The organism is Candidatus Poriferisodalis sp. (assembly GCF_965237655.1).
GTDB lineage: Bacteria > Actinomycetota > Acidimicrobiia > Acidimicrobiales > Poriferisodalaceae > Poriferisodalis.
In genome coordinates this window covers 504,436-529,889 of sequence record NZ_CBDEGB010000002.1, presented here as the reverse complement: position 1 = coordinate 529,889, position 25,454 = coordinate 504,436, and the positions used below count along the sequence as shown (strand labels likewise).

The window sequence follows — 25,454 nt, the reverse complement described above, 5'->3', positions numbered from 1 at the left end:
AGTGGATCCCGAGTACGCTGAGTCCGTGGCCAAGAACAACCCGTTCTCGCCGACTTTCGGCACCTCGCCTCCTGCGCTGGCAGGGCGAGACGCAATCTTGGAAGACCTCGACGAGGCGTTCGAGACTGGACCGTCACACCCGGACTACACCGTGCTGTTCATCGGCATTCGCGGTACCGGCAAAACGGCGATGCTCAATGCCGCCGAGGACATGGTCCGCAAGCGAGGCTGGCTCGTGGTCGCTGAACAAGGCAACCCCAGCGGCCTCATTGAACGCCTGCGAGATGGTGCCGCACGTTTGCTCGCCGAGTTCGACAACGAGCCTTCGCGCCGTGTCAGCGGGCTGCAGGCGGCCGGTGTCGGCATCGCCTTCGAGCACCGCTCCTCGTCGCAAGGACCGCAGAACCTTCGCAGCATTCTCGGCAGCCTCGGCGACCGGCTCGCGCAGACTGGCAGCGGTTTGCTCATCACCGTTGACGAGTTGCATGCAGCCGATTTCGGCGAAGTGCGCGAACTCGGCGGCATCCTCCAGCATGTCACTCGCCGCGAGGGCCGACCCATCGCTTTCGCTGGTGCAGCACTGCCGTACATCGAGGACGAGCTCTTACGGGGCCAGCTGGCCACATTCCTGCAGCGGTGCTCCCGCTACGACATCGGGCCGCTCGACGCCGCCGCCACGCGGAACGCCCTCGAGACTCCGATGATCCGGTCAGCGGCGACGATCGAGGACCGTGCCCTCGGGCGCGCCGTCGAGGCCGCCGACGGCTACCCGTTCATGGTGCAACTCGTCGGCTTCTACACATGGAAAGCCGCCCACGATCCAGCGGCAGGGATCAATGACGCCGACGTCACAGTCGGCATCAACCGCGCCGAGAGCAGAATCGGCCGCCTGGTCATTGCGCCGACGTGGAACGAACTCTCCAACACCGATCGGCGCTTCCTTGCGGCCATGACCGAGGACACCGGCGATTCCACGCTCGCCGCCATTGCACAGCGAATGGGCGTCTCCACCAACTACGCCCACGTCTACCGGCGTCGGCTGGAACGCGCCGGCATGATCGTTACCACCGCGAGGAACACCGTCACGTTCGGGTACCCCACTGCAAGGGCCTGGGTATCGCAGCGCACCGTGCAGCTCCCACCGCAATAGCGCACCGACGAGGCCGGCCGGCAGTGCCGGTCCGCATCGAGCGTGCATGAGCCCAATGCTTGAATAATAGTCAGTAATTGTGTTGAATCGTTTGTTCGCAGCTACTATGCTACGCCCGATGAATGAACAAGTGTATGTATCCGAAGTGAAGCGCGTCATCTCCTACGCGCGTGTCTCTACTGGCGCCCAGGCAGCCTCCGGGCTGGGCATCGAAGCGCAACGCCGCGCCGTTCGAGCCGCAGCGGCCGAGAGGGGCTGGCAGATCATCGATACCTACACCGACGATGCGGTGTCAGCCACCGTCGAACCCCGGCAGCGCCCCCAGCTGGGAGCAGCGCTCGCGCGGCTCGATGCCGGCGAAGCCGACGTCATCGCCGCGGCGCGCCTTGGCCGCTTCGTCCGTTCAATGCGAGACCTGCAGATCTTGCTGGACCTCTCAGCCGACGGCGGTTGGGAATTCGTCAGCCTTGATGTCCCCGTCAACTCCGACTTGCCGGTCGGCTCGTTCCTGCGCACCGTGGTCGGCGCGTTCAACGAACTCGAACGCGCCCTCATCAGCGAACGCACCACAGCGGCCCTGGAAGTCGCCCGAAGCCGAGGCACGCGACTCGGGCGCCCCAGCCGCCAGCCCCAGGAAACCAAAGAACTCGCCGTGGCGATGCGCTCCGACGGTGAGAGTCTGCGGAAGATCGCCGCCGCGCTCACTGAGTCCGGTATCCGCACCGCCACCGGCAAGCCCAACTGGTACCCGTCAACTGTGAAGGCGCTCCTGCGCACCGTTGAGCTCGACCGCCAAGCCGAGGCCAACTCCGCCCGCTACGCCGCCAAGCAAGTTGGCCACTGATTCCAGAGGCAACCTCAACCGCACTGCCGCCGAGTCTCAGCCTCCGCAAGAATCATCGTCACCCACAGGCTGCGCTTGCCTTGGCTGTGGCAACGATCACCGCCGCCCGGGCCTCGAGCAGCAGCGAGTGCTCGCCGTCGTGGGCCGCCGACGACTGGGCGTCGGCACCCTCGCGCAGCGCCTCGTCAGCTTCAGCATGCTCCTGCAGCGCGGTACCCCAAGCGTCCTCGGCGGCGGCTTGCTCTAGAGCCAACTCCTGACAGGCCACTCCGCCCGCAGAACACGAAACTGCGAGAGCATTGATCGCGGCAAGTGTGAGCAGTCTGAGTGTCAACACCTGACGGACACATCGTTGCGAGCATCGCCCCGATGTGACAGCCCGGACTGACGCGCCTGACGAAGGCGCCGTGTGACGAAATCTGCGATCAGCCCTGCGACGACGACTGAAGTCAGCCACCAGCCGAAGGCCAACTCCTCGAACACGAGGCCCAACACCGCCACAGCCACAATCGCAATGAAGACAGGGGCATTGGCAACCAAACGGTTTCGCCGCACTACCAGCTTCTGAGTTGTTGTGAACTTCACGCCAACCACACGATACTCGGTAATGACTTGCATACGTAGTGGCCTGCGAGGCCACCAGCAGCCGCGCCGGCAGCCGCGGCAGTACCCCCGCTTCCCGTGCCGACAATAGCCGTACCAGCGACGATGCCTGCTTGTCGGCGGCCATGAGATCCTGCCCAGTGGCGGCCATGTAGCTGCCCGCTGGCGGCCGACGGTTCTGCCCAGCGGCGGCCAACAGAACTGCCCGCGTTGAAGTCCATTTCCCGTCGGGGTGCACCGCGGCGGGGTGCTCCTCCTACTCGAATAGCCGGTCACCACAACCGTGACCATCGAGCAGGAGGAGCAAGTGAAGTCTCGCGAGGAAATCATGAACATGTTGGAAGCGTTCGACCTGACTGGGTCGTTCCGGGATGCCGGCGAGCTGGCCGGTTGTTCGCATCACACCGTCGCCGCGTATGTGGCTGAGCGCGACGAGGGTCGGCTGGGGGGTGTGGGCCCGGTGCGGCGGAAACGGATCATCGATCCGTGGCTGCCGAAGATCGAGGAGTGGGTGGAGCGCTCCTGTGGCAAGATCCGCGCCGATCGTTGCCACGCCAAGCTGAAAGCGTTGGGGTTCGAGGGTTCGGATCGCACGGTGCGCCGAGCAGTGGCGGAGGCCAAGAAGAGCTTCCGGGCGGGTCGGCGGCGGGTGTATCGGCCGTGGATCCCCGAGCCGGGCATGTGGGCGCAGTGGGACTGGGGCGCGGGCCCGGTCATCGCCGGGCGGCGGACGAATCTGTTTTGCGCGTGGCTGGCGTGGTCGAGGTTCCGGGTGGTGATCGCGACCTGGGACCGCACCCTGCCCACGGTGATCGCCTGTGTGGATCGGGCGATGCGAGCCTTTGGCGGCGCTGCGACGTATTGGCTCACCGACAACGAGCGCACGGTCACGATCGACCACGTCGCCGGGATCGCCGTGCGCCATCCGGAGATCGTTGCGGTCGGCGGCCACTACGGCGTGACGGTCGCGACGTGTGTGCCGGCGGACCCTGAATCCAAAGGCGGCAGCGAGGCGACGGTGCGGGTCGCCAAGGCCGACTTGGTGCCAACCGACGCGAACCTGCGCGGCGACTACGCCAGTTGGGCCGAGCTGGTCGAGGCCTGCGAGGCGTTCACCGCTGAGGTGAACGAGCGGGTCCATCGGGTGACCCGGCGGGCGCCGGTGGAGATGCTCACCGAGGAACGGCACCGGCTGCACGCGCTGCCCGAACGCCCATACACGGCAGCGCTCGGGGAGACCCGGAAAGTCTCTTGGAGCTCCACGGTCAGCTTCGGCGGCGTGACCTACTCGGTCCCGCACACCCTCGCCGATGAGACGGTGTGGGTGCGCGTCGACGGTGACCAGGTCGTCGTCACCCACTGCGCACCGTCAGGCCCAATCGAGGTCGCCCGCCACCAGAGTTCGACACCCGGGCATCCGATGATCGACGACGCCCACTACCCGCCACGCCCGGCTGGGCCACTGGCGCGGCGTCCGAAGCCGACGAGCGCGGCCGAGACCGAGTTCCTCGCCATCGGAGACGGCGCCCGCACCTGGCTCGTTGAAGCAGCCGCCGCGGGCACGACCCGCATGAAGGTCAAGATGGCCCAAGCCGTCACCCTTGCCCGCCTCCACGGCCAGGTCCGCGTTGATTGGGCGCTCGGCCACTCCGCGACCTTCGGCCGCTTCGCAGACGGCGACCTGGCCTCGATCCTGGCTGCTGACCCGCCCGGACAACCCCGGCGCGCCGATGACGCGCACTCGCTGCAGCCCGGCACCGCCGCTTGGGGTCGCCTCGGAGGCGACCGATGAACCCAGCGCCGATCGACGAGGTCGTCGACTTGCTCCGCGCCCTGCGCCTGCCCCACATGCGCGCCGCAGCACCGGACCTGTTGGCCACCGCCAAGGCACAACGCTGGGAACCGGCCGAAGCAATGAGGGCACTGCTGGCCGAGGAGCTCGCCGGCCGCCAAGCATCCTCAATCCGGGCCCGGCGCAAAGCGGCCGGGTTCCCCACCGGCAAGACCTTCGACATCTGGGACGGAACCGTCAGCTCGATCCCGGCGCCGACCCAGCGGGCGCTACGCACCCTGGAGTGGATCCACCGCCACGAGAACCTCGTCGTGTGCGGACCATCAGGCACAGGCAAGACGCACTTCCTTGAAGCGCTCGGCCAGGCCGCCGTCGATGCCGGCCACAAGGTGTCCTGGTTCAGTCTCGAGCACCTCGGCGCGCTCGTGCGCCGCCACAGCGCCGACGACACCGCCGCCAAGGCCATCCGGCGGATCATGCGCTCCGACGTCATCGTGATCGACGACATCGGCCTGCTCCCAGTCACCACCGAGACCGCCGAGGCGCTCTACCGGGTCGTCGACGCCGCTTACGAGAAACGCTCCATCGCCCTGTCGAGCAACCTTCACCCCGCCGGGTTCGACGAACTCATGCCCAAGACCATCGCCAACGCCACCGTCGACCGGCTGCTCCACCACGCCCACGTCGTCATGACCGCCGGCGACAGCATCCGCCTCACCCAAGCCACCGCCGGCAAGGGGGTGACGCCACTGACCAACTGACCCACGGGCAGAACACCTGGCCACCACCGGGCAGTTCTGTTGGCCACCAACGGGCAGTCCTGCTGTCCGCCACTGGGCAGATCCCACTGGCCCTTGACACCTGCTGCCTCTATCCACCTACATGTCGTGTCGGTCACGTGCAGGTGGGCACGGTTGACGGTGTACACAGTGGGTACCCACGAGCAGACTTCACGCAGCTCGTTCTTGTAGGTGTACGTGATCCTGTTGCCTCTGCCGGCGGTGCTGCGGTTAGTAGCGACCCGCACTTGTACCCACTCGGTCGTGCAGACCTGCTTCTGTCCGGTGACTTGCTTGGTAGCCGAATGGGCTCCGGCTCCTGGCACAGCCACGCTGAACGACACCGCGCCCAGCAGCAGCGCCGTTGCCAGCGCAGCCAGTTTCTTTCGCACCCGAACAACGCTGAGCGCGCCGAGTCTCTCTCGAACATTGAGGATCATGAGGGAATCCGTCCTTTCTGTCGGAGATTCCTTCGTTTCTTGAACGCGGGAATCGGGCCCCGAAGGGCGCGAGGGCGGCTGTCGCGCCGCTGCGCGGCGTCAGGTGCGCTGGCTGTCGGAAAGCCAGCGGCTATGCGGGTTCGCGGCTATGTGGAGCGCCCTGGCGGGCCCGCGTCGGTTCCGTGCCGAATTGGCTTGACAGGCACGCGCGGCCGCGCTAAGAATACGAACGTTTCAAGTACACCCAAGAAACCGCCTCTGACCAGCGGTTTTGGACCATTTCAATGAGCTTCAGAGTCCCCGCTTGTCGCCGAGAATCGGGATTCTCCGACTGAGTTCTCAGCGTCTCTTGGTCGCTGATGTCAGGGCGCGGCGACCGGAATAGCGAGGCGGAGCACGTCGGGCACCCACTCGATGCGGAGTTCATCGACGGCTCCGAGGTGGTCGCCGTCGAGCTGGTGACCGAACGGACGGATCCCCGTCACGGTGAGATCGCGCACGTCGTCGATGCGCTGCACCACGCTCGGATCTGTCTCGCTCAGGCTGCGGTTGGCACGGAATACCGCAGCGAGTACGTCGAGTGAGTCGGTGAATCGGAGCGACCGCAAACCCACCACCGACAAACCGTTGTGCAGGGTTGCCGCTGGGGCGATCTGTACCGGTCGGCTGCCGAGGAACGTGTAGGGGTCGGTAGTGCCAACACCTGCAAGCCCAGTCGATCAACGACTCCCAGCCATCAGCTGTCTCACACCACGTTGACAGAGGGGGTCCGCCGCCGCAACGCCCGGCAGATCTGTCAACGACGCCGCCACGTCGTCGGTTTGGAAAACTTCCCCGGACCACAGCGGGTCCACATCGACGACCGGTGGGTTGTCGTCCAAACGCGCTGGCCCCTGTGTTCTGCGTCTGACTTCGCCGCGGCAAAGCCCCCCTGATTGCGTCGCACTGTGACGCGACAGAGCCCGCTCCTGACTAGTGGCACAGGAGCGGACTCCGTTCTCGTTGGGCGGGACGCTTGGCGCTGTCGTTCGCTGCGTTGGATTCGCAAAGCCCGCCGAATTGAAGAACCCGAACCCGCTCCATGCCGAGCAGTACGTGGTCGCAGTTTCGGCCGCGTCGTCATCGGCCTCGGCCACGAACGTCAAAGCCCGAGCCTGCAGGCTCGTCCGCCTCGGCTCCCTCAGTCGTCGACGTCGGGAGGGCCGCCGTCGGAGCGGCCGCCGCGGCTCTCAGCGTCGGTCGGCATGGGCCGGATGAGCCTCCACGCCACATCACAGCTCACGAATATCGCGACTGGGATGAACCATTTCGCTGCCGAATCCATGCTCTGGAGCAGCACCCAGCCCGCAAACGCGACGATGGCGCCGATCCAGTACTCGGCTCTTGTGCGGCGTCGGGTGAGCTTCGCCCACAGACCCTGCTCGCTAGCCGCCGCGTGCGCTTCGGTTTCGGTGGCGGTCATGGCGTGATCGTACTTCACCGTCGGTGCCGCCCTCACTCCTGGGCGGCGAGAGCGGCCTGGCATGTTGCCGTCGTCCACTCCTGGGTGCCTTGGTAGGAGGTGTTGCCCTCGCCGTTCTCGTAGAGCACGACCTCCCCGATCTCCTCGCCGTTCGCATTGAAGAACCCGAACCCGGTCCATGGTCCGCAGTAGTTGAGCGCAGTCTGGGCAGGCCCGTCGCCGGCGTCATCGGTCTCAGCGGTGGCGTCGGCGGCCTCGTCGTGCAGTCGGTTCAGCTCGGCGATGTGCCGTTCCTGCTCTCGCCCAGCCCATGCCACCAGTTCCGCACAACCCTCGCCCAGGACTAAGCCCAGGACGGTCCAACGGGCGGGAAGGAGATTGATCGGGCCGCACGTGGTCCATCGCAAGAAGTCATAGTCGAACTCGTTGAACTCGTAATGCACAAGCGAGGGGGAGTGGCAGCCCAAGGGCACCGTTTCGACGTGCTCGTGCAGGCCGCCGGTGCACACGTTGATGCTGACTGAATGACAGTTGAGCCCGTCGTGCGCGTGCTCGTTAAGGCCGCAGTGCAGCAGGTCCGCATCGTGGCATTGGTCGCCTTCGGGATTCCACGGCACCGAGTGGGCGTGGCAGTGGATGGTGTCCTCTTCGTGGCAGTCGCCCGAGCCGTGAGTGTGCTCGTGCTGGCCAGAGGCGCAGTGGTAGGTATGGCCGCTGTGGTTGGCGACGTGGCTGTAGCGCGTGCCTCCGGGGTCGTGGCATTCCTGCGAGCCGTGAGTGTGCTCGTGCTGGCCCGTGTTGCAGTGCGAGCGGCTGACCCAGTGGCAGTCCGACATGGTGCCGCCGCCTTGGTTGAGCTGCGCTCCGAGCAGGTGACGGTGCGCGTCCACCATGCCGCCATGCACCGAATGGCTCACCTGCGAGCACTCAGGGTCACTGCCGTGGTGGTCTGCCGGGGTCGACACGTGGCAGGGGCTTGAGCCGTGAGTGTGCTGGTGCTCGCCCGAGGCGCAGTGGTGGTTCTCCGGCGTCTTGTCGTGGCAGCCGGTGGTGCCGTGGAAGTGCTCGCTGGTGCTGCAGTGGTGATCAGCCGGGGTCGACACGTGGCAACGGCTTGAGCCGTGAGTGTGCTGGTGCTCGCCCGTGTCGCAGTGGTGGTTCTCCGGGGTCGATGTGTGGCAGCCGGTGGTGCCGTGGAAGTGCTCGCCCGTACTGCAGTGGTGGTCGACCGGGGTCGACGCGTGGCAGCTGGTGTGGGCGAAGTGGCCGTGCTGGCCGCTGGGGCAGTGCACGATGCTGGTGGAGTGGCAGCCGTAGTTGCCGTGCTCGTGGTTGTTGCCGTCGCAGTGGTGATCTGCTGGCGTCGAGCTGTGGCAGCCGCCCGAGCCGTGAGTGTGCTGATGCTCGCCGGTGCTGCAGTGGTGATTCGCCGGGGTCGATGTGTGGCAGCCGACGTTGCCGTGCTTGTGCTCAGTCGAGCTGCAGTGATGATCGGCCGGCGAGTATGTGTGGCAGCCGGCGGTGCCGTGCTTGTGCTCGGTGGAGCTGCAGTGGTGGTCGGCTGGGGTGGAGGTGTGGCAGCCAGTGTTTCCGTGGTAGTGCTCACCTGTCGAGCAATGGTGGTCCGACGGCGACGAGGCGTGGCAGCCGTGGCTGTCGTGTTCGTGGTTGTTGCCGTCGCAGCCAGGGTTGGTTGTGCCGCCGTGATGGTCCAGCGGCGTCGCCGAATGACAGCCATGGGTGCCGTGCATGTGCTCAGTCGAGCTGCAGTGATGATCCGACGGCGTCGACGCGTGACAGCCCACGCTGCCGTGCTTGTGCTCACCTGTCGAGCAATGGTGGTCCGACGGCGACGAGGCGTGGCAGCCGTGGCTGCCGTGCTCGTGGTTGTTGCCGTCGCAGCCAGGGTTGGTTGTGCCGCCGTGATGGTCCGGCGGCGTCGCCGAATGACAGCCGTGCGTGCCGTGCATGTGCTCGGTCGAGGTGCAGTGATGATCCGGCGGCGTGGAAGGGTGACAGCTTTGGCTGCCGTGGCGGTGCTGGCCGGTGGGGCACGGGTGGGTATGGGACACGGGCACGTCGCGGCAGTTGAACGGCAGCCCCGTGATGGGGTCGTAGTCGCAGCGCTCCTCGGTCTGGGTGTGCGCTGCGGCAGGCTCGTCGGTCTGGGCCAGTGGCACTATGACCAGCGTGCTCACGATGACCAGGAACATGGCAACACCGCCGAGCAGACGTCTCGGTCGCTTCGCGGGTCGATTTCGACGCGGTCGCTCGGAGCGAACGGCTCGGCACGGAACGGGAATAGTCATCGCGGGCTCTTTCGGGTAGGGGATTCCTTCGTTTTGTGAACGCGGGAATCGAGCCCGAAAGGGCGCGAGGGCGGCTGTCGCGCCGCTGCGCGGTGTCAGGTGCGCTGGCTGTCGGAAAGCCAGCGGCTATGCGGGTTTGCGGCTATGTGGAGCGCCCTGGCGGGCCCGCGTCGGTTCCGTGCCGAATTGGCTTGACAGGCACGCGCGGCCGCGCTAAGAATACGAACGTTTCACGCACACCAAAAAACCGCCTCTGACCAGCAGTTTTAGGTGACTGCGGAGCGTTGGGATCCGAGAGTTGGGAACTGCGGGAGGGTTTGCTGCTACTAGCGCGGACTCGTCGTCAGTCGAACGACGGTGACGGCAGCTCTCTGGGGTCAAGCGGCATGTCTCGGATCCACGCACGTGCTGCGTGGTGGGCGAGGTCGACGCGGCCGCGTGTGGTCGCCACGATCATGCCAGCGCGAATGAGCCGCCGTCTGTACACGCCTGCGTAGTTGACGTCTACGCCCAGACGCTGCGCTATGTCCGCAAGGCGCGACTCGCCGGCATCGGCTGCCATCGCTCGCAGGAAACGCCGATCGATCGGCGAGAAGTCCCGCCAGATCGGCGCCAGAACGAGACGGCTCACGCGTCGGTTCGCCTCGGCGATGCCGGATTCGACATGCTCGCGAGCAAGCGATGACAACCCGGGCGGTGCTGCGGCCCAGCTGTAGAAGCCGACGAGTTGCACCATGAACGCATAGCCCGAGGTCGCGAGGCTTGCTGCTTCGAGCGCTTCGTCATCGATCGTGCGGCCCTGCTGCTGAATGGGCACCGAGAGCGCCAAGCGGGTGTCGGCGTGATTGAGCTGGCCGATGTCGTGGCGTGAACAGCGATGCAGAAACGCGGACTGGTCCTCGGTCTCGATGTACTCCTCGAATGGCGGCAACGCTGCGCCCGCAAAAGCAATCGGCCGTTGCTCGCGTCGGCACACATGCTGCATGACCGAGCCGAATTCCCGGATCTCGTTCCGATCTGCGCTGAGCAATTCGTCAACCGTGATCATGAGACCAGTGCCCTCGCCGGCGAGAAGATCGCCTAGTTCGCTGAGCGCTTCGCGCAGACTCTCGGCGGCGTCAGGCGGTGGCGCATCCCCGAAGTCCGCTCCAAGGCTGAACGCCTGCACCGAGCGGACACGGCGCTTCGGCGGTCCGGCCAGTGTACGAATGTGACGGATCGCCGCCCGCTCGATCCGTGCAATCAGGCCGGATCTGCTGGCGTCCTCGGAGATCGTCAGCCAACCCTGCTCACGGGCGACATCTTCAGCAGCATTGAGCATGACCGTCTTGCCTGCGCCACGAACACCGAAGAAGATCGTGGTGTAGTCGGGGTGAGTCGTCCCGGTGACGAGCGCTTCATAGATCGTGTCCAAAATGTCATCGCGGCCGGCCATGACCGGCGGCACGCTTCCGAAGGTCGGCGCGAACGGGTTGGGTGCATTCATGGCCGAGACCACCTCCTTGGTCGGGGTGCGGTCGTGAGCGCCTGTTTGTGCTGTTTAGTGTATTTGAAATATTTAGTGTATTTGCGACCTTTGTCCTACGGGCAATCGGGTGCAGGCAGATTCGACTTCAACGTCGCGGACCCCGCCGGGATGCTGAGCCTCTGCAATGTCTGTTCTGCCGAGATGTTCCGTCAGGAACTGCAGGAGAGCTGGCTGCAGCCGACGCGGGTGCGCGCCCAGTCCGGGCGCAGCGCGGCGTAGGACTCCCGTTCAGGCTGTTCGTCGTAGGGACGGCGCACGACGTCGAGCAGCTCGCCGGTGGCATCGGGCCGTCCCTGCGTTGCGCTGTCGATGGCCAGCTGCGCCAAGTAGTTCCGCAGCACGTACTTGGGGTTGACCTGGTTCATTCGATGCTCACCAGCGACTGATGCACCGCCAGCGTCACAGCCAACATGACTAGGCCCGCCGCGAACTCGCGCCTGCTGCGAAACCCGCGAGGCTTCCACGCCGCCGGTGCCGCCTCGGGCGGGTTCGCGGTCATGGCGGGATCGTACAACTCGCCTTTGCGGGTCATTGGCCGAGAGCGGCCAGCGCAGCCGGGCATCGGGCCGTGGCCCATGCCTGCGAGCCCTGAATCGAGGTGGTGCCGACGCCGTTCTCGTAGAGCACGACCTCACCGTGATGAGGGAGCCCCATGAACGCGAACGATGTCCATGCTGAGCAGTAGGTGCCCGTCGAAGTGTCGGCGTCGTCAGCCTCTTCGACGTCAGTGTCGGCGTTGTCGGCCTCTTCGTCGTCTGTGTCGACGTCGTCGTCGGAGCCGCTGGAGTCGTCGTCAGCCGAAGGCTGCGTGTAGTACTGCTGAATCTCAAAGGCCGTCGCGCAAACCAAGCCGAACCCAATCGCGCCGGGCAGCCCGCCGCCTACAAAGAAACCGATGCCGGAGCAGACACCTCCGACGACAATGCTCTGTGCCGGTTCCGGGAGAGCGTTCCACAGATCGGCTATCCCCTGCGCCTCGGCGGCGTACAGGTGGCCCGCCAGAGGGTGCCCCGGCCGGACGCCCGACTCGCCCATGTCGCGGAACGCTTCGCTGAGGGCATCGACCACCGCCCTGACTTGTTCCTTTTGCACCTCGCCCAGCGCTTCGTACGCCTCGGACTGCGCGATCTGAGCTTCCCCGGACGCCTCAAGCGCGCTCTTGAGCGATCCCCACGCTGCCGCGACCGGGTCGGTGGTGCCGCCCGAGTCGTCGGAGTCGCTGCCTTGCTGGCTGCACCCGGTTTGTGGCGGGTTCGTATCGCACCGGCCCGGACGGCCCGAGTCGCTGCCGGCCTGTTCGTCGTCGTCGCCGGCCTCTTCACCGTCGCCGTTGCCTGAGCCACTGCCGTCCTCGTCGTCGTCGGATCCGTCGTCGTTGTGGTGGTCGGCCGGGGTCGAGCTGTGGCAGGTGCCCGAGCCGTGAGGATGCTGGTGCTCGCCCGTGCTGCAGTGGTGATTCGTCAGCGTCGAGGTGTGGCAGCCGTAGGTGCCGTGCTTGTGCTCGCTGCTGCTGCAGTGATGATCCGACGGGGTGCGGCTGTGGCACCCGTTGGAACCGTGGACGTGCTCGCTGGCGCTGCAGTGGTGATTGGCCGGCGTGGAGGTGTGGCAGTTGGTGGTGCCGTGCCAGTGCGCGCCGGTTGTGCAGTGGTGGTCGGTCGCGGTGTTCGCGCGGCGTCGACGTCCACAGCTTCTCAGCGTAAACCCCATTCACGGACCGGGGCCCGCCGCCGCCGAGAACGCGAAAGCCCGCGCCGTCGACGCCATGACGCCGCCCCCAAACACGCCCCCGAGACGGTTACTCCACGGCTCAGCGCACCTTGGTAACTGCCATGCAGCCCGCTACTGCCACCCGCAGAGTTGCAATCGGGTTCCGCGTACATCGGGGGTTCCATGCTCCTCGAGCGACGCCCACCTGGTCGAGCTGCAGCCGCTCCGGACCGCCCCCACTAAGGCGGTGCCTCGGTCATGGCGTGAGCGTACTTATTGCAGGTCTAGCGGGCAGGCGCAGAGCTAGCCGACGCTGCGGCCCTGCGCCGGAGCGCCCAATGCGCGAGGACGTAGCCCCAAGCGAGCAACAGAGCGCCGAAAACGACCGCATTTCCCGGTCTCAAGAACGGCAGCCACGCAAAGGCCGCCAGGCTGAGGCAGAAGAACACGGGCAGCTTCGCCCGATGGAACCAAGGGCTCCCGCGCCATCCGTGCGCTTGCTGCGGCGTCTAGGTGCGGGTGCTCATGGTCTGAGGCTAGTTCGCGGCGCTCGTGGCCGTCGTCTCAGCACGAGCCCGGGTTCTGCTGGCACTGGTAGCGGTCGTCAGTCGACAGCGGCCAGGGCGGCCGCGCAGCGTGCTGTGGCCCATTGCCGGCTGCCCTGGTACTGGATGGTTGACACGCCGTTGACGTAGAGGTCGACCTTGCCGAGATTGGGGAGCCCGTAGGCCGCGAACGATGACCACGCCGAGCAGTAGTTGCCCGTCGAAGTGACGGCATCGTCGTTGCCGGAGATGTCGGAGCTGCCGTCGCTGTCGGAGCCGCCGTCGCTGTCGTCGGGGTCGCTGTCATCGATCGTGATCCCTGCGATGTAGTTCGCGCATCCCAATGCAGCGACGGCCTGCGTCCAACCCGGAGCCGTCGCAGCCTTGCCCTTGCTCTTGACAAAGACGTAGCCAAGGCCAGCGCAGGTAGCGACATCGATGGTCGTGTCGAGGTTGTCGTTGAGTTCGCTGAGGGCCGGAATCTCGTAGTCCCAAGCGTCCCTTATCGCCTCGCGAAGCTCCGCGTACGCCTGACGCCTGGCCTCGGAGTTCTCGATGCGGCGGTCCCCCATGCTGGCGAAGAAATCGCCCAGGCCGTCAATGACATCCTGAGTCGAAATCTCGCAATCGTCCGGTGCAGGGGTGACGTTGTAGGAGCCGTCAGCGTTGAGGTTGTTGAGCCCGTCGCGGGTGGCAGTCACCCATGCATCGCAGGCGTTCGGGGTCGAGTCGACGGGTCGGGGCTGGCAGTCGCCGCTGACGAAGGTTCCGCTCAGGCAGGTGCCGTCGTCAGGATCGGTGCCGTGCGAATGGGCGCCGGAGTAGCAGTGGTGCCCGGTCGCTGTGTTCGCATGGCACGACTGGTGGCTGTGGTGAGCGTGCGTGCCGGATGAGCAACGGTGATAGGTCGGCGTACGGCTGTGGCAGCCGTAGGAGCCGTGCTTGTGCTCGCTGCTGCTGCAATGGTGGTCGCTCGGCGTCGAGGTGTGGCAGCTCGTGGTGCCGTGGGAATGCGCCCCGGAGTAACAGTGGTGGCCGGTCGCTGTGTTCGCGTGGCACGACTGGTGGCTGTGGTGGGCATGAGTGCCGGATGAGCAATGGTGGTACATCGGCGTCTTCGAGTGGCACCCGTAGCTGCCGTGGTAGTGCTCGCCGTTGCCGCAGTGAAGCTGCGAGGCCGAGTGGCAGGTGCCCAGGGCGTGGGAGTGCTGACCGGCGGGGCAGTGCATCTCGATGGCGAGGTGGCAGCCGTGGCCGCCGTGGTCGTGCTCGCCGGTCGGACACGGGTGCGTGTGGGCGACGTTCACCGTGCGGCAGTTGTAGGGCTGGTTCGAGACGGGGTCGTAGTCGCAGCGCTCCTCAGTCTGAGTGTCCGCGGCGGCCTCCTCGATGGTGGCCGCGGACACTGTCACCAGCACCGTGGCAAAGATGAGGCCTGCCTGCCACTCGGCGGCTTGGTCGGCGGCCTGGCGTGCCGCCTGCGGGGTTGTGGGGGCACCTCGGCGCTCCTGGGCGGTCTTGGCTACGTGACCAGCCCGGGCAGAGCGCCTGGCAGTTCGCAGGGTCGTAGGCGTCCTAGGAGGGATCGGAGTCGAGAGAGACGATGTGATCGCATTCGAGCGGCCCGGCTTTACAGCAGTTGTGCACGGTGACTGATCCTGCAGGGCCGCCGAGGTACACCATCTGATCGAGATCCAGAGCAGCGACGTCCGCTTCGTTCATGGACCCCGCCCATTTCCCGTCCGGTGCGTACTGGTCGTACAGCGGGCCGCGGTGGCTGCCGGGCAGCACACCCATCGGGGACATCTCAGCATCGACGTCTTCGAGATACACCCCGATGGTGAGGGGGGGTGAAATCGGTGTGGGGCCAGAACTGGATGTCCTGATGCCACTTCACCTCCCTCGCCGCCACTCGACCATTTGAAGTTGAGCTTCGAGTGGTGATACCGGACCGGTCCCCCCAGCAATGCTGAGGCGAGTTGTGCCGGAGGGCCCTCGAAGGTGAACTGCGCATAGGTCGGGTGCTGATCGACCGGGGAGACGAGACGCCGCAGCCTTGGATGCGCTGCGGTGTGTGCGGGCTCGAGGTCGAAGACCTTGCCCGATGCAGTCTCCGACCGGCTGGCCTCGACGAAGTCGTTTGTCACGGCGCGAAGCTCGTCGAGCCATGCCGCTCCCACGAAGCCCCCCAAGCACAGGTAGCCGTTCGCCTCGTACTCGGCGCGCCGACTCTCAGAGATCAGATCGTCTGCAACTGGGGGAGCTTGCGCAAGCGTCATGACCGAAACCGTACCGGGCCGTGCGGCTTCGCTCCGGTGAGCAGCTCGAGCCGGACAGATCGTCCCTGCGGCCGTCGGCACGGCGGGTTGCCCGCTTGCCCTGCTCTTGCGCGGCTTCGTAGTTGTCGACGCGGGCAATGATCTTGTCCCACTCGGCGGCAATCTTGTCGACCTCGGCATTGATGGCGTCGACGGTCTTCTGCCAATCCTTGGCCGCTCGCTCCTGCCGTCGCTGACGCTCCCGGCTCGAAGCCGCTACCGCCCGCCCTATCTGATTCACGTATCGCCCGAAGCTCATCTCTTGCCCCTCTCGCGTGTTCGGCGGCGACACCAGGCGAGCGGGCTCAGGCCGGTTCGAGCACCGGGCTCGGAGCAATCTGGTAGCACGGAGGAGCCACCCCTACGGTCCCCGCGCAGACGCTCAGGAATCGGCGCAGGGGTCCCCTCCTGCGCATCCTCGCTGCCAATGCGAAGGGCCGAGGCACAAAGCCCCGACCCCTCGTGTTGTGTTCAGATTGCGAGGTCTAGCCGTTAGGTGCAGAGGTGGTCTTAGCTTCGGCCCTGCGGCGGCGGATGCGTGCCGCCCCTGTGCAGGCCAGGCCAGCAAACAGGAGGCCGAGAACGACCATACGTCCCTGTGATTGCGAAAGCGACAGCCACTCAAGGGCCGCCAGACAGAAGCAGAAGAGCACGGCCAGCTTCGCCCGGTTAAGCCAAGGGCTCTCGCGCCATCCGTGCGCTTGGTGCGACGTCTCGGTGCGGGCGCTCATGGTCTCAGGGTAGTTCGCGGCGCGCGTGTGGCCGTTCAGGAGCCGAGGAACGGCCCGGAAGGAGTCCCCTCCGCCGCACCCTCGCCGACAATGCGAAAGGCCGAGGCACAAAGCTTCGGCCCCTCCCGTTTGTGTTCAGATTGAGGTTCTAGCCGTCAGACGCACGACTGGCCGACGCCTCGGCCTCGCTGCGAGCAGCCACGCGGCTCCGCCTGCCCCATGCGTAGACCAGAACGAGCGCTGAGATGCCCGCTGCTGGTGCCCAGAGCACCCACCAAGGCCAAGGCCAGAGCCGTTGCACGATATTGAGCAGCACAATCGCGGCAATGAACGAGGGCGTCCAAACCCGAGCACTGGCTCTCTCTCGCGACGGGGCTGGTTTCCCTATGTTGTCGCCCATGTTGTCAGGGTAATTCGCGGGGCTCATGGCCGTCGTCAATCGAGAGCGGCCAGTGCAGCCGCGCAGCGTGCTGTGGCCCATTGCCGGCTGCCCTGGTACTGGGTGATCGACGTGCCGTCGACGTAAAGGTCGACACTGCCGATATTGGGGAGCCCCCAGGCTGCGAACGACTCCCACGGCGCGCAGTAGGTGCCCGTCGAAGTGTCGGAGTCATCGTCTGAGCTGCCGCTCGGCGGGTCCGGCGTGGTGGTGCTGGTGCCGCTGCTGCCGCCGGATTCGCAGCCGGTGCCGGAGTCGGAGTCGCAGTTGGCACCGTCACCGGGCACGGTCGTGTCGGGCTCGTAAAAGGTGCGGTCCGCCCAGTCTGTGAGGTCATCCCATAGCTGATCGCAGGGGTGCTCAATGGTCGCCTCGATGGCAAGTCTGGTGACGATTTGCGCTGCTTCGCTGACGCCTCTCAGAATGGCGTTCACGACTCTGGTCGCGGCACCCCCAGCCACGAACGCGCAGATGATCTCTCCCTCGACATCCACGACCACGCGGCCCGCATCTTGCAAGAACCGGACATCGCCAGCCAGCTCACATAGCTGCCGATGGGCCTGTCAGATTTTTTGTGTATCTGGCTGTGGTGGTGTTCATCGGATGTGGTCGGCGATCCGGTCGCCGTAGTGGACGGTGAGTGTGTTGAGGATGGTTTTCCAGCCGTTGGTCTTGCCGATCAGGTTGCCTCCGGTTTTGCGTCGGGCGGTGGCGACAAGGTAGAGGATCTTCATCGCGGCCTGTTCGTTGGGGAAGTGCCCTCGGTGTCTCACGGCTCTTCTGAATCTGGCGTTGAGCGACTCGACGGCGTTGGTGGTGTACACGACGCGGCGCAGCTCGGGCGGGAACTCCAGGAACGGCACGAACTCGTCCCATGCCTGGCGCCAGGAGCGGATCATGGCGGGGTAGGTGTTCTCCCAGTCGTCGGCGAACGCCTCGAAGCGTGCCTCGGCGGCGGCGACGGTGGGCGCGGTGTAGATCTCGCGCATGGCCTTGGTGATCTGGCCCCAGTGCTTCTTTGACGCGTAGCGGAGGCTGTTGCGGACCATGTGCACAACGCAGACTCCTGTTGTCAACCTTGGGCCTGACGCTGGTTGTTTGGGGGCAGGCGCGCTGGCGGGGCCGACGTCGTTTCGGTCGGCGACGGAGCGAGGGTTGTGGCGTCAGGTCAGCGGGGCGTCTGGGGTCGGTGGATCGCCGGGTCGTAGAGAGTGCGGTCTTGCCAGCAGCGCCACAGGACGCGCATCCAGCTCGAGGCGACGGCACGCAGGGCAGTGTGCTTGGTGGCGCCGCGTTGGCAGGCCCGGGCGTAGCGATCTGCTGAGATGGGGTCGATTCGCTTGAGCACGTAGGCCCAGCTCGTGGTGGTTGCTCGCAGTCGGCGGTTGCAGGCTCGCCGGATCCGGACCCGTTCGATCTTGCCCGACGACAGCGTCACCGGTGCTGCGCCGGCTTCGGCGAGCAGCGCCTGGGCTGTGGGGTAGCGGCCGCGGTCCTCGCCGATCTCTGAGATCAGCTCGGCCGCGGTGACACGGCCAACGGCGGGGAAGCTGTCGATGATCTGATGGTCGGGATGGTCGGCGAGGAGTTCATCGAGGCGCCGGTTGTAGGACCGGAGCTGGTTGTTCAGCAGCTCGAGCTGGTCAGCCAACGCCAGAGCCGCGTAGCTGTGTCCGGCGACGCTGCCCTCTGCTGCGGTGAGCAGGTTGGTGCGGAGCCGCTCGGCGAGCACAGCAGGCGGGACCCGGCCCGAGTAGCCCGTACGGCGACAGAAGCCGGCCATGCGCGCTTCGCCGACCCGGCCAGCAGCCGCCGGGGTCGGGTAGTCACGCAGAAAGGCAAGCGTGACGTCGCGGTCAACGCTGGAGAACAAGCCGGTCACAGAGGGGTGATACGCGATCAGGGTCTCGCGTAGCTGCGCCTCCACGGTGATCTGGTTCTCGACACACTGGCGTCGATGCCGGGTCACGGCCCGCAGCTCGGCCCCCAGCGCCGACGCGGGCGAGAGCGGCCGCCATCTCCAGCTGTCGGTTCGCATCAGGTCGGCCAACACGAATGCGTCGAAGCGGTCGTTCTTGCGAACGGCGGCCTGGTGCCGTTCGCGGGCAGCTGCTGAAACCCGCGGGCTCACCGGGAACACTGCGAAGCCCTCGCTGTGGAGCCGCTCGACGAGCAGCCCCTCGCTTCGCTCGATCGTGACTCCAACGAGTTCGTCGTGACCGCGCAGCACAACGACGAGCTCGTCGATGCCCGCTCGGTCGTGGGCGAAGCGCTGGTTGGTCAGCTCTCGCCCGATGTCATCGACGACTGCGGCTTGGTGATGAGCCCCGCCCCAGTCGATGCCGGCAAAGGTTGCCATGTGTTGTCCTCCGTCGAGGTCGGCTCATCCGCCTCGACAGGCCACCACCGTCACTCGTTTCGGCGCTCGCAGCGCAACTCCTGATTGCAGTTCGAAGCCCGCCATCGACGGAAGGAACAGGTCTGCGTCTGGACCTCCCGGGTCGGTCTGCACTGGTTCTCTTCCGCCGATGCGGATGACACCCGGAACCTTTCCGGGCCCGCCCATGATGAACCAACGAGGTCTGCACCGTGGCCGTCGGGCCAGGTGGCCCGGATCGACTCGGGCAGACCCCGCAGACCGTCGCAGCACACGATCAAAGCGTCGGCCAGGCCGCGGTTTCGCAGCTCGGTGAGCATCGCAGCCCACTGCTTGGCGCCCTCCCCGCCGGCGGGGCCCAGCCACAGCCCCAGAACGTCGCGCTCGCCTTGAAGATCGACCCCGATGGCCACATACACGGGCCGGTTGGCGACCTGGGAGTCACGGACCTTCACGACGATCGCGTCGAACGCAGCACCGGATACACCGGATCGAGGGGCCGGTTCTGCCACACCGCCATGTCGGCCACGATCCCCTCGGTGATCTTCGAGATCGTCTCCCGGCTCACCGACGTGTCATAGATCTCGGCCAGGTGCGCCTGGATCTCGCCGGTCGTGAGGCCCTTCGCGTACAGCGAGATCACGTTCCCCGACAGGCCCTCGAGCCGGCGCCGATGCTTGGGGACCGTCACCGGCGCGAACGTGCCCTCTCGGTCGCGAGGCACCGCCAGATCGACCTCGCCGATCTCGGTCTTCACACGCTTGGGCGTCGACCCGTTGCGCGAGTTCGGCGTCCCGCGTCCCTCGGGGGCATGACGCTCGTAGCCCAGATGCTCGGCCATCTCGACCTCCAGGCCGGTCTGGAGCACCTGGCGCACCAGACCCGTCAGCAGCCCCCCGTCGCCGGTCAGCTCCACGCCCTCGGTGCGCGCCCTGGCGACCAACAGCTCGGCCCAGTCCTTCATCGCCGCCTCGCCCGCAGCGTCGCCAGCCGGCAACGCCGACAGATTCTGATCAGTCACAGACATGATCCTTCCCGGCCCACAGCACACAGCTGCGGACCCTCAGACCACGCCCGATACACAAAATTCCGGACAGTCCCCTGCCGATCGGCATTCCAGCTATAAGCGCCGGGGCAATCCGGGCGCTCGGTGCTGTCGTGGTCGTGGTCGGCAGGGGTTGAGGTGTGGCAGGTGCCTGAGCCGTGGGGGTGCTGGTGCTCGGTCGTCTCGCAGTGGTGGTTAGCCGGGGTCTCGGTGTGGCAGCTCGTTGAGCCGTGCCAGTGCCCGGTACCGGTGCAGTGGTGGCTCGTCGCGGTGTTCGTGTGGCATCCGCCCGCGCCGTGTGTGTGCTGGTGCTCGGCGGCGTCGCAGTGATGATTAGTCGGGGTGGACGTGTGGCAGTTGGTGCTCCCGTGAGTGTGCGCGGTGCCGGTGCAGTGGTGAATGGTCGCGGTGTTGGCGTGGCAGGTGCCTGAGCCGTGGGGGTGCTGGTGCTCGGTCGTCTCGCAGTGGTGGTTAGCCGGGGTCTCGGGGTGACAGCTCGTTGAGCCGTGCCAGTGCCCGGTACCGGTGCAGTGGTGGCTCGTCGCGGTGTTCGTGTGGCATCCGCCCGCGCCGTGTGTGTGCTGATGCTCGGCGGCGTCGCAGTGATGATTAGTCGGGGTGGACGTGTGGCAGTTGGTGCTCCCGTGAGTGTGCGCGGTGCCGGTGCAGTGGTGAATGGTCGCGGTGTTGGCGTGGCAGGTGCCGGTGCCATGAGGGTGCTCGTGGTCGGTGCCGGTGCAGTGGTGATTGTCCGGCGTCTTGGGGTGACAGCTCGTGGTGTCGTGGTAGTGCGCGGTACTGCTGCAATGGTGATTCGACGGGGTGCTCGAATGGCAGGTGCCGGTGCCATGAGGGTGCTGGTGGGCGGCGGTGCTGGTGCAGTGGTGGTTCGCGGGGGTCTCGGTGTGGCAGTCGGTGGTGCCGTGGTCGTGCTGAGTCGAGCTGCACTCCGGCGGCGGGCAGGGGCGTCGGGGCACCGGGGTGTGGCCGTGGCCCGGGCTCCATGTCCCGGTGCCGCACGATGGCGGGGTGAAGCTGTGCGCGTGGCAGTTGCGGCCGGCTCCGCCGTTTGAGTGCTGCCCCGATGGGCACGACGGCGGGCGGGGCGTGGTGTCGGGCGGCGGCGCAATGATCGGGGCGGTGTGCGTGTGGGTCACCGGCACCTGTCGGCAGTTGAAGGGAACGTTGGTGAGGGGGTCGTAGTCGCAGCGCTGCTCGGTCTGGTCGTGCGCGGCGGCTTCGTCGGCGGTGGCTGCGGGCACTGTCACCAGCACCGCGGCGAACAGCAGGAATATCGCACAGGGGGCTCGGCGTCGCTGGCTGCGTCGGATCATGGCGGGTACCTCCGGTTTGTGTGGGATTCCTTCGTTTTGCGCACGCGGGAATCGGACAGAAACAGACACGGCACGGAGAGCCGGCTGGTCGCGCGGGTGCGCGACGCCGGGGCAGGCGTTCTTCAGCGGCTACGCGGGTTTGCGGCTATCGCGCGCTGTTCGGCATGCCAGCAGAGCCCACGCGGCGAATTGGCTTGACAGGCCCACGTGGACGCGCTAGCAATACGAACGTTTCACGCACACCCCAAAACCGCCTCTGAACTGCGGTTTCAGGTAGCTGTCAGCTTCCGGGAGGCCTTCGGCTGGCGAGCACGTGAACTGAGGCGTGGCCTGCAAGTCCGGCTACGGCGCCGTATGCCCCGACGAGCAGAGAGCCCAAGCCCTGGCCAAGTTGGACAGCGGGCGAGACTCCGTCAGGGGCGCACTTCGACGAAGCCCGCTGCGCTGAAGTCGCCGTCGAATGCAAGCGCTTCGGTGATTCTCTCGCGGCGCATGATCTCGAAGCTCGTGGCGTCGACATAGGAGTACGAGCGCTCGTCGTGGGTGGCCAGCCATTCCCAGGCCCGTTCGTCAACGGCGGAATCGGCCAGCGCAATCGAGACGCGCGGCGACTGTCTCACCAGGTTGACGAAGCGCAGAGCCGCCGAATGGCCAGCACGGCGGCGCAACCACGTCCAGGTCTCCCCCATCACCAAGTTGGACGTCCGCAGCGGACTGTTGCCCGGCCACAACGCGGCTGCGTCGCTATGGCGGCGATCGCCGGGGACCAGCAGACCGATCCAGAAAGAGGTGTCGACGAACCTCACGACTCAGTGTCGTAGATGACCGCGTCCAGATCATCGTCAGGGGCGACGTCGATGCTGCCGACGAGCGCGTCCAGCGGGTCCGGGGCAAGCACACCGCCATCACCACGCAGCGCAAGGCGGACGGCCTCGCGCACGAGTGCCGAACGCGAGACCCCGCGTCGGGCGGCAACCGCCGACAGCGCATCGTCGATGTCTGGCTCAATGTATAGCTGTATACGCCGCATATATGGAGTATACATTACTTCTCGCACCATCAGCGGGCCCGGCCGGCGAGACCTCAGAGCTGCCAACCGACTCAAGGCCCAGCGGCCGACGCGCTAGGAGCTGCAGGAGAGCTGGCTGCAGCCGACGCGGGTGCGCGCCCAGTCCGGGCGCAGCGCGGCGTAGGACTCCCGTTCAGGCTGTTCGTCGTAGGGACGGCGCACGACGTCGAGCAGCTCGCCGATGGCATCGGGCCGTCCCTGCGTTGCGCTGTCGATGGCCAGCTGCGCCAAGTAGTTCCGCAGCACGTACTTGGGGTTGACCCGGTTCATTGCCTCGGTCCGGGCCGGGTCGGCAATGCCCAGTGCCCGTGCCCGCGCCGAATAGTGCTCGACGAACTCGGTTGTCGCCGAGCGGTGCTCGTCGGTCACCTCGGCGGGCCGGTAGTAGGCGTTTGCCAGCGGGGCGATGCGCTCAGCCGAATCCAAGCCGTCGGCTGTGACCACCGTGGCGAGACGCCGCCAGAACACCGTCATGTCGGTCTCGACCAGCCGCAGCACCGCCAGCACGCCCGAGGCCAGCTCACGGTCAGCATCGGAATCGATAGCGGGCAGCCCCAGCTTGGCGGCCATCATCGCCGACCACTTCTGCTCGAAATACGGCACGTAGCCGTCAAGCGCCGCCTGCAGGCCCTCTGCCTCGCCGATCAGCGGGTACAGCGCGTTGGCAAGCTGCATGAGGTTCCACTGTGCGACCGCCGGCTGTGTGCCGAACCGGTAACGGCGGTGGGCCGCGTCGGTGGTGTTGGGGGTCCAGTCGGGGTCGTAGTTGTCAATCCAGCCGTAGGGGCCGTAGTCGATGGTGAGGCCCAGGATCGACATGTTGTCGGTGTTCATCACGCCATGGACGAAGCCGACACGCAGCCACTCGCAGACCATCTCCGCGGTGCTCCGCACGACTTCGTCGAAGAACTGCACGTATCGACCGGGTGCGGGTTCGCCCGCCAGATGGGAGAAATCGGCACCAATGACAAAATCCGCCAGCGTGCGCAACGTCTCGATGTCGCCCCGGGAGGCGAAGATCTCGAAGTTGCCGAATCGCACGAACGAGGGCGCCACCCTGCAGACCACTGCTCCCGGCTCAGGCGCCGGGTTGCCGTCATAGAGCATGTCGCGGATGACGAAGTCACCGGTCCCCACGAGGCTGAGCGCCCGCGTGGTGGGCACGCCGAGGTGCGCCATGGCCTCGCTGCACAGGAACTCGCGTACCGAACTGCGCAGGACCGCCAGCCCGTCAGCCGTGCGGGAGTACGGGGTCGGCCCGGCCCCTTTCAGCTGCAGGGTTTGGTGCTGGCCGTTGCGGTCGACCATCTCGCCGAGCGCAATCGCCCTGCCGTCGCCGAGCTGACCGGCCCACGAGCCGAATTGGTGCCCGCCATAGCAATGAGCGTGGGGGTCCATGCCGTCGAGCAGCGTGCTGCCGGCGAACACGGCGGCGAACTGGGGATCGCTCACCAGGTCGGGGTCGAACCCCAGCAGGTCGACCATCTCGGCGCTGTGTGCCAGCAGGTGCGGCGTGGGCGCCGGTGTTGGCGCGACCCGCGAGTAGCAGGCGCCAATCACCTGCCGGCGGTGGTTGACGGTGTCGGGATCGGCCGGGAGCGAGGACGTGAAGCGGTTGTCGAAGCGGACCTCGTCCAGCGAGGAAATCGGCTCCGCCCCTGAGCCAACCATCGGCTCCGCCGATGTGCTCACAACAGCTTCAATCCTTCGTTGTAGCGGCGGGTCGGCAGGTGTTCCTCGCAGAGCAGGCGCGCCATGTCCCGGAATATGCCGGCGGTTTCGCTGTCGGGGTCGACAGCCGTGATCGGCATGCCTTCGTCTCCGCCCGCACGCAATTGCGGCACCAGCGGCACCTGACCCAGCAGCGGCACATCCATCTCATCGGCCAGGGCCTGGCCGCCACCCGAACCGAACAGCTCGTAGCGCTTGCCGTCGTCACCGGTGAACCAGCTCATGTTCTCGATTACCGCCCGCACCTGCAGGTTGACACGCGAGGCCATGTGGGCGGCACGCTGAGCGACCTTCTGGGCCGCGGGCTGCGGTGTGGTCACCACCAGCAGCTCCGAGCGGGGCAGGAATTGCGCCAGCGACAGCGAGATGTCGCCGGTGCCTGGCGGCAGGTCGATGAGCAGGTGGTCGGGATCGTCCCAGAAGACATCGGTGAGGAACTGTTCAAGCGCTTTGTGCAGCATCGGGCCGCGCCAGATGACCGGTTGGTCCTCGCGGGCGAAGAAGCCCATGGACATGCACCGCACACCGTGCGCCTCGGTGGGCACCACCATCTGGTCGATCACGGTGGGGGGACGGTTCACGCCGAGCATCCGGGGAATGGAGAAGCCCCACACGTCGGCGTCGATGACTGCGGTGCGCGTGCCGCGTTGGGCCAGCGCGATCGCGAGATTGACCGTCACGCTGGACTTGCCGACGCCGCCCTTGCCGCTGGCCACCAGCAGTACTCGGGTCTTGTTGCCAGCTTGGGCGAACGGCACGGACCGCCCTTCGGCGTGACCGTGACCTTCGTGGGTGCCCGCGGTGGCAGCAGGATCGCCGATGAGCTGAGCCCGCAGCGCCGATTGCTCGGCCTCGTCCATCACGGTGAATTCCACGACCACGTCGTCGATGCCGTCGAGCGCACACCCGGCCTCGCTGACAGCGTGCGAGACGTGTCCGGCAGCGGGCCAATCGCGCGACGGCAGGGCGACCAGCACCTGTGCGGCACGCCCCGCGACGGCCGCAGCGCGCAGCATGCCCATCTGGCCGATGGGCCGGCGCAGCTCCGGGTCGATCACGTCGGCCACAGCGGCGGCCAGCTGCTGATCGGTGACGGTCGCTGCTCGGCTGTCGGTGGCTGAATCTCGGCGCTTGGCCCTCACTGGGTGCCCCTGACCGGTTGCGATCGATTGCCGCGTGGTGACTGCACCGGCGTTGCAGCCGCACCAGCGGCCCGCCTCGCACGCTACTGGCGCGACCGTCAATCAG

At 66.6% G+C, this 25,454-nt stretch carries 22 protein-coding genes and 3 pseudogenes; 4 read left to right on the top strand and 21 right to left on the bottom strand.

The annotated features are described in order from the left end of the window. Window positions 1–25: 25 nt before the first annotated feature. Both ACPXYO_RS10475 and ACPXYO_RS10470 read left to right on the top strand, forming a co-directional pair. A complete protein-coding gene (locus ACPXYO_RS10475; RefSeq protein ID WP_423919952.1) occupies window positions 26–1,150 on the top strand; it encodes an AAA family ATPase in 1,125 nt (374 codons plus the stop codon). Window positions 1,151–1,268: 118 nt separating this feature from the next. Continuing rightward, complete coding sequence (locus ACPXYO_RS10470) at window positions 1,269–1,994, top strand: recombinase family protein (protein WP_423919949.1); 726 nt, start codon at window positions 1,269–1,271, stop codon at window positions 1,992–1,994. 58 nt (window positions 1,995–2,052) lie between these two features. Here the strand turns inward: ACPXYO_RS10470 and ACPXYO_RS10465 are convergent, their stop codons facing one another. After that, complete coding sequence (locus ACPXYO_RS10465) at window positions 2,053–2,247, bottom strand: hypothetical protein (protein ID WP_423919946.1); 195 nt, start codon at window positions 2,245–2,247, stop codon at window positions 2,053–2,055. Between the two features lie 77 nt (window positions 2,248–2,324). Continuing rightward, window positions 2,325–2,579, bottom strand: a complete 255-nt coding sequence (locus ACPXYO_RS10460) for a hypothetical protein (RefSeq protein WP_423919943.1) — start codon at window positions 2,577–2,579, stop codon at window positions 2,325–2,327. A 325-nt stretch (window positions 2,580–2,904) separates the two neighbouring features. Between ACPXYO_RS10460 and istA the strand changes: the two genes are divergently transcribed. After that, complete coding sequence (gene istA / locus ACPXYO_RS10455; protein ID WP_423923808.1) at window positions 2,905–4,389, top strand: IS21 family transposase; 1,485 nt, start codon at window positions 2,905–2,907, stop codon at window positions 4,387–4,389. Then, window positions 4,386–5,150: an IS21-like element helper ATPase IstB gene (istB, locus tag ACPXYO_RS10450; protein WP_423916039.1), complete on the top strand. Its 765-nt coding sequence runs from the start codon at window positions 4,386–4,388 to the stop codon at window positions 5,148–5,150. Before istA ends, istB begins: the two co-directional genes overlap by 4 nt. Before the next feature lie 820 nt (window positions 5,151–5,970). Here istB and ACPXYO_RS10445 read toward each other — a convergent pair. From ACPXYO_RS10445 to ACPXYO_RS10355, 19 genes and pseudogenes are all read right to left on the bottom strand, one after another. Then, the gene (locus tag ACPXYO_RS10445) at window positions 5,971–6,222 is read right to left on the bottom strand and encodes a hypothetical protein (RefSeq protein ID WP_423919940.1); all 252 of its coding nucleotides are present in this window, start codon (window positions 6,220–6,222) and stop codon (window positions 5,971–5,973) included. A gap of 566 nt (window positions 6,223–6,788) precedes the next feature. Continuing rightward, complete coding sequence (locus ACPXYO_RS10440; RefSeq protein ID WP_423919938.1) at window positions 6,789–7,070, bottom strand: hypothetical protein; 282 nt, start codon at window positions 7,068–7,070, stop codon at window positions 6,789–6,791. A 32-nt stretch (window positions 7,071–7,102) separates the two neighbouring features. Then, window positions 7,103–9,283 (bottom strand): hypothetical protein, encoded by a 2,181-nt coding sequence (locus ACPXYO_RS10435; RefSeq protein ID WP_423919935.1) that lies wholly within the window; start codon window positions 9,281–9,283, stop codon window positions 7,103–7,105. Between the two features lie 439 nt (window positions 9,284–9,722). Next, window positions 9,723–10,865, bottom strand: a complete 1,143-nt coding sequence (locus ACPXYO_RS10430) for an ATP-binding protein (RefSeq protein ID WP_423919933.1) — start codon at window positions 10,863–10,865, stop codon at window positions 9,723–9,725. Between the two features lie 191 nt (window positions 10,866–11,056). Next, window positions 11,057–11,275 (bottom strand): annotated as a pseudogene (locus tag ACPXYO_RS10425) (hypothetical protein); the annotation flags it as partial. Next, complete coding sequence (locus tag ACPXYO_RS10420; protein ID WP_423923931.1) at window positions 11,269–11,406, bottom strand: hypothetical protein; 138 nt, start codon at window positions 11,404–11,406, stop codon at window positions 11,269–11,271. The gene ACPXYO_RS10420 and the pseudogene ACPXYO_RS10425, both read right to left, overlap by 7 nt. A gap of 29 nt (window positions 11,407–11,435) precedes the next feature. After that, window positions 11,436–12,617 carry a hypothetical protein gene (locus tag ACPXYO_RS10415; protein ID WP_423919930.1) on the bottom strand — a complete coding sequence of 394 codons (1,182 nt, stop codon included), beginning with the start codon at window positions 12,615–12,617 and terminating at the stop codon, window positions 11,436–11,438. A gap of 604 nt (window positions 12,618–13,221) precedes the next feature. Continuing rightward, window positions 13,222–14,580, bottom strand: coding sequence for a hypothetical protein (locus ACPXYO_RS10410; RefSeq protein ID WP_423919927.1), 1,359 nt, complete (start codon window positions 14,578–14,580; stop codon window positions 13,222–13,224). Window positions 14,581–14,737: 157 nt separating this feature from the next. Then, window positions 14,738–14,995, bottom strand: a complete 258-nt coding sequence (locus ACPXYO_RS10405) for a hypothetical protein (RefSeq protein ID WP_423919924.1) — start codon at window positions 14,993–14,995, stop codon at window positions 14,738–14,740. Window positions 14,996–15,394: 399 nt separating this feature from the next. Further along, on the bottom strand, window positions 15,395–15,739 hold the full coding sequence (locus ACPXYO_RS10400) for a hypothetical protein (RefSeq protein WP_423919921.1): 345 nt from the start codon (window positions 15,737–15,739) through the stop codon (window positions 15,395–15,397). A 907-nt stretch (window positions 15,740–16,646) separates the two neighbouring features. Further along, window positions 16,647–17,150 (bottom strand): hypothetical protein, encoded by a 504-nt coding sequence (locus ACPXYO_RS10395; protein ID WP_423919919.1) that lies wholly within the window; start codon window positions 17,148–17,150, stop codon window positions 16,647–16,649. A 96-nt stretch (window positions 17,151–17,246) separates the two neighbouring features. Next, window positions 17,247–17,732 (bottom strand): annotated as a pseudogene (locus tag ACPXYO_RS10390) (transposase); the annotation flags it as partial. 86 nt (window positions 17,733–17,818) lie between these two features. Next, window positions 17,819–19,009: an IS110 family transposase gene (locus tag ACPXYO_RS10385; RefSeq protein ID WP_423919916.1), complete on the bottom strand. Its 1,191-nt coding sequence runs from the start codon at window positions 19,007–19,009 to the stop codon at window positions 17,819–17,821. A 208-nt stretch (window positions 19,010–19,217) separates the two neighbouring features. Beyond that, window positions 19,218–19,991: pseudogene (locus ACPXYO_RS10380) on the bottom strand (IS256 family transposase); the annotation flags it as partial. A 53-nt stretch (window positions 19,992–20,044) separates the two neighbouring features. Then, on the bottom strand, window positions 20,045–21,406 hold the full coding sequence (locus ACPXYO_RS10375; protein WP_423919914.1) for a hypothetical protein: 1,362 nt from the start codon (window positions 21,404–21,406) through the stop codon (window positions 20,045–20,047). A gap of 413 nt (window positions 21,407–21,819) precedes the next feature. Beyond that, window positions 21,820–22,212, bottom strand: a complete 393-nt coding sequence (locus ACPXYO_RS10370; protein ID WP_423919912.1) for a type II toxin-antitoxin system VapC family toxin — start codon at window positions 22,210–22,212, stop codon at window positions 21,820–21,822. After that, window positions 22,209–22,436: a CopG family transcriptional regulator gene (locus tag ACPXYO_RS10365; RefSeq protein WP_423919909.1), complete on the bottom strand. Its 228-nt coding sequence runs from the start codon at window positions 22,434–22,436 to the stop codon at window positions 22,209–22,211. Before ACPXYO_RS10365 ends, ACPXYO_RS10370 begins: the two co-directional genes overlap by 4 nt. Window positions 22,437–22,529: 93 nt before the next feature. Next, window positions 22,530–24,146 carry a protein adenylyltransferase SelO gene (locus tag ACPXYO_RS10360; RefSeq protein ID WP_423923806.1) on the bottom strand — a complete coding sequence of 539 codons (1,617 nt, stop codon included), beginning with the start codon at window positions 24,144–24,146 and terminating at the stop codon, window positions 22,530–22,532. Window positions 24,147–24,163: 17 nt separating this feature from the next. After that, window positions 24,164–25,348 (bottom strand): Mrp/NBP35 family ATP-binding protein, encoded by a 1,185-nt coding sequence (locus tag ACPXYO_RS10355; RefSeq protein ID WP_423919906.1) that lies wholly within the window; start codon window positions 25,346–25,348, stop codon window positions 24,164–24,166. Window positions 25,349–25,454: the final 106 nt, after the last annotated feature.

Bases quoted from the DNA above. Each gene is read 5' to 3' on its own strand.
- ACPXYO_RS10470 (WP_423919949.1), top strand. From the start codon at position 1,269: ATGAATGAACAAGTGTATGTATCCGAAGTGAAGCGCGTCATCTCCTAC.
- istB (WP_423916039.1), top strand. From the start codon at position 4,386: ATGAACCCAGCGCCGATCGACGAGGTCGTCGACTTGCTCCGCGCCCTG.
- ACPXYO_RS10440 (WP_423919938.1), bottom strand. From the start codon at position 7,070: ATGACCGCCACCGAAACCGAAGCGCACGCGGCGGCTAGCGAGCAGGGT.
- ACPXYO_RS10435 (WP_423919935.1), bottom strand. From the start codon at position 9,283: ATGTTCCTGGTCATCGTGAGCACGCTGGTCATAGTGCCACTGGCCCAG.
- ACPXYO_RS10430 (WP_423919933.1), bottom strand. From the start codon at position 10,865: ATGAATGCACCCAACCCGTTCGCGCCGACCTTCGGAAGCGTGCCGCCG.
- ACPXYO_RS10420 (WP_423923931.1), bottom strand. From the start codon at position 11,406: ATGACCGCGAACCCGCCCGAGGCGGCACCGGCGGCGTGGAAGCCTCGC.
- ACPXYO_RS10415 (WP_423919930.1), bottom strand. From the start codon at position 12,617: ATGGGGTTTACGCTGAGAAGCTGTGGACGTCGACGCCGCGCGAACACC.
- ACPXYO_RS10400 (WP_423919921.1), bottom strand. From the start codon at position 15,739: ATGAGCTTCGGGCGATACGTGAATCAGATAGGGCGGGCGGTAGCGGCT.
- ACPXYO_RS10385 (WP_423919916.1), bottom strand. From the start codon at position 19,009: ATGGCAACCTTTGCCGGCATCGACTGGGGCGGGGCTCATCACCAAGCC.
- ACPXYO_RS10375 (WP_423919914.1), bottom strand. From the start codon at position 21,406: ATGATCCGACGCAGCCAGCGACGCCGAGCCCCCTGTGCGATATTCCTG.
- ACPXYO_RS10365 (WP_423919909.1), bottom strand. From the start codon at position 22,436: ATGCGGCGTATACAGCTATACATTGAGCCAGACATCGACGATGCGCTG.
- ACPXYO_RS10360 (WP_423923806.1), bottom strand. From the start codon at position 24,146: ATGGTTGGCTCAGGGGCGGAGCCGATTTCCTCGCTGGACGAGGTCCGC.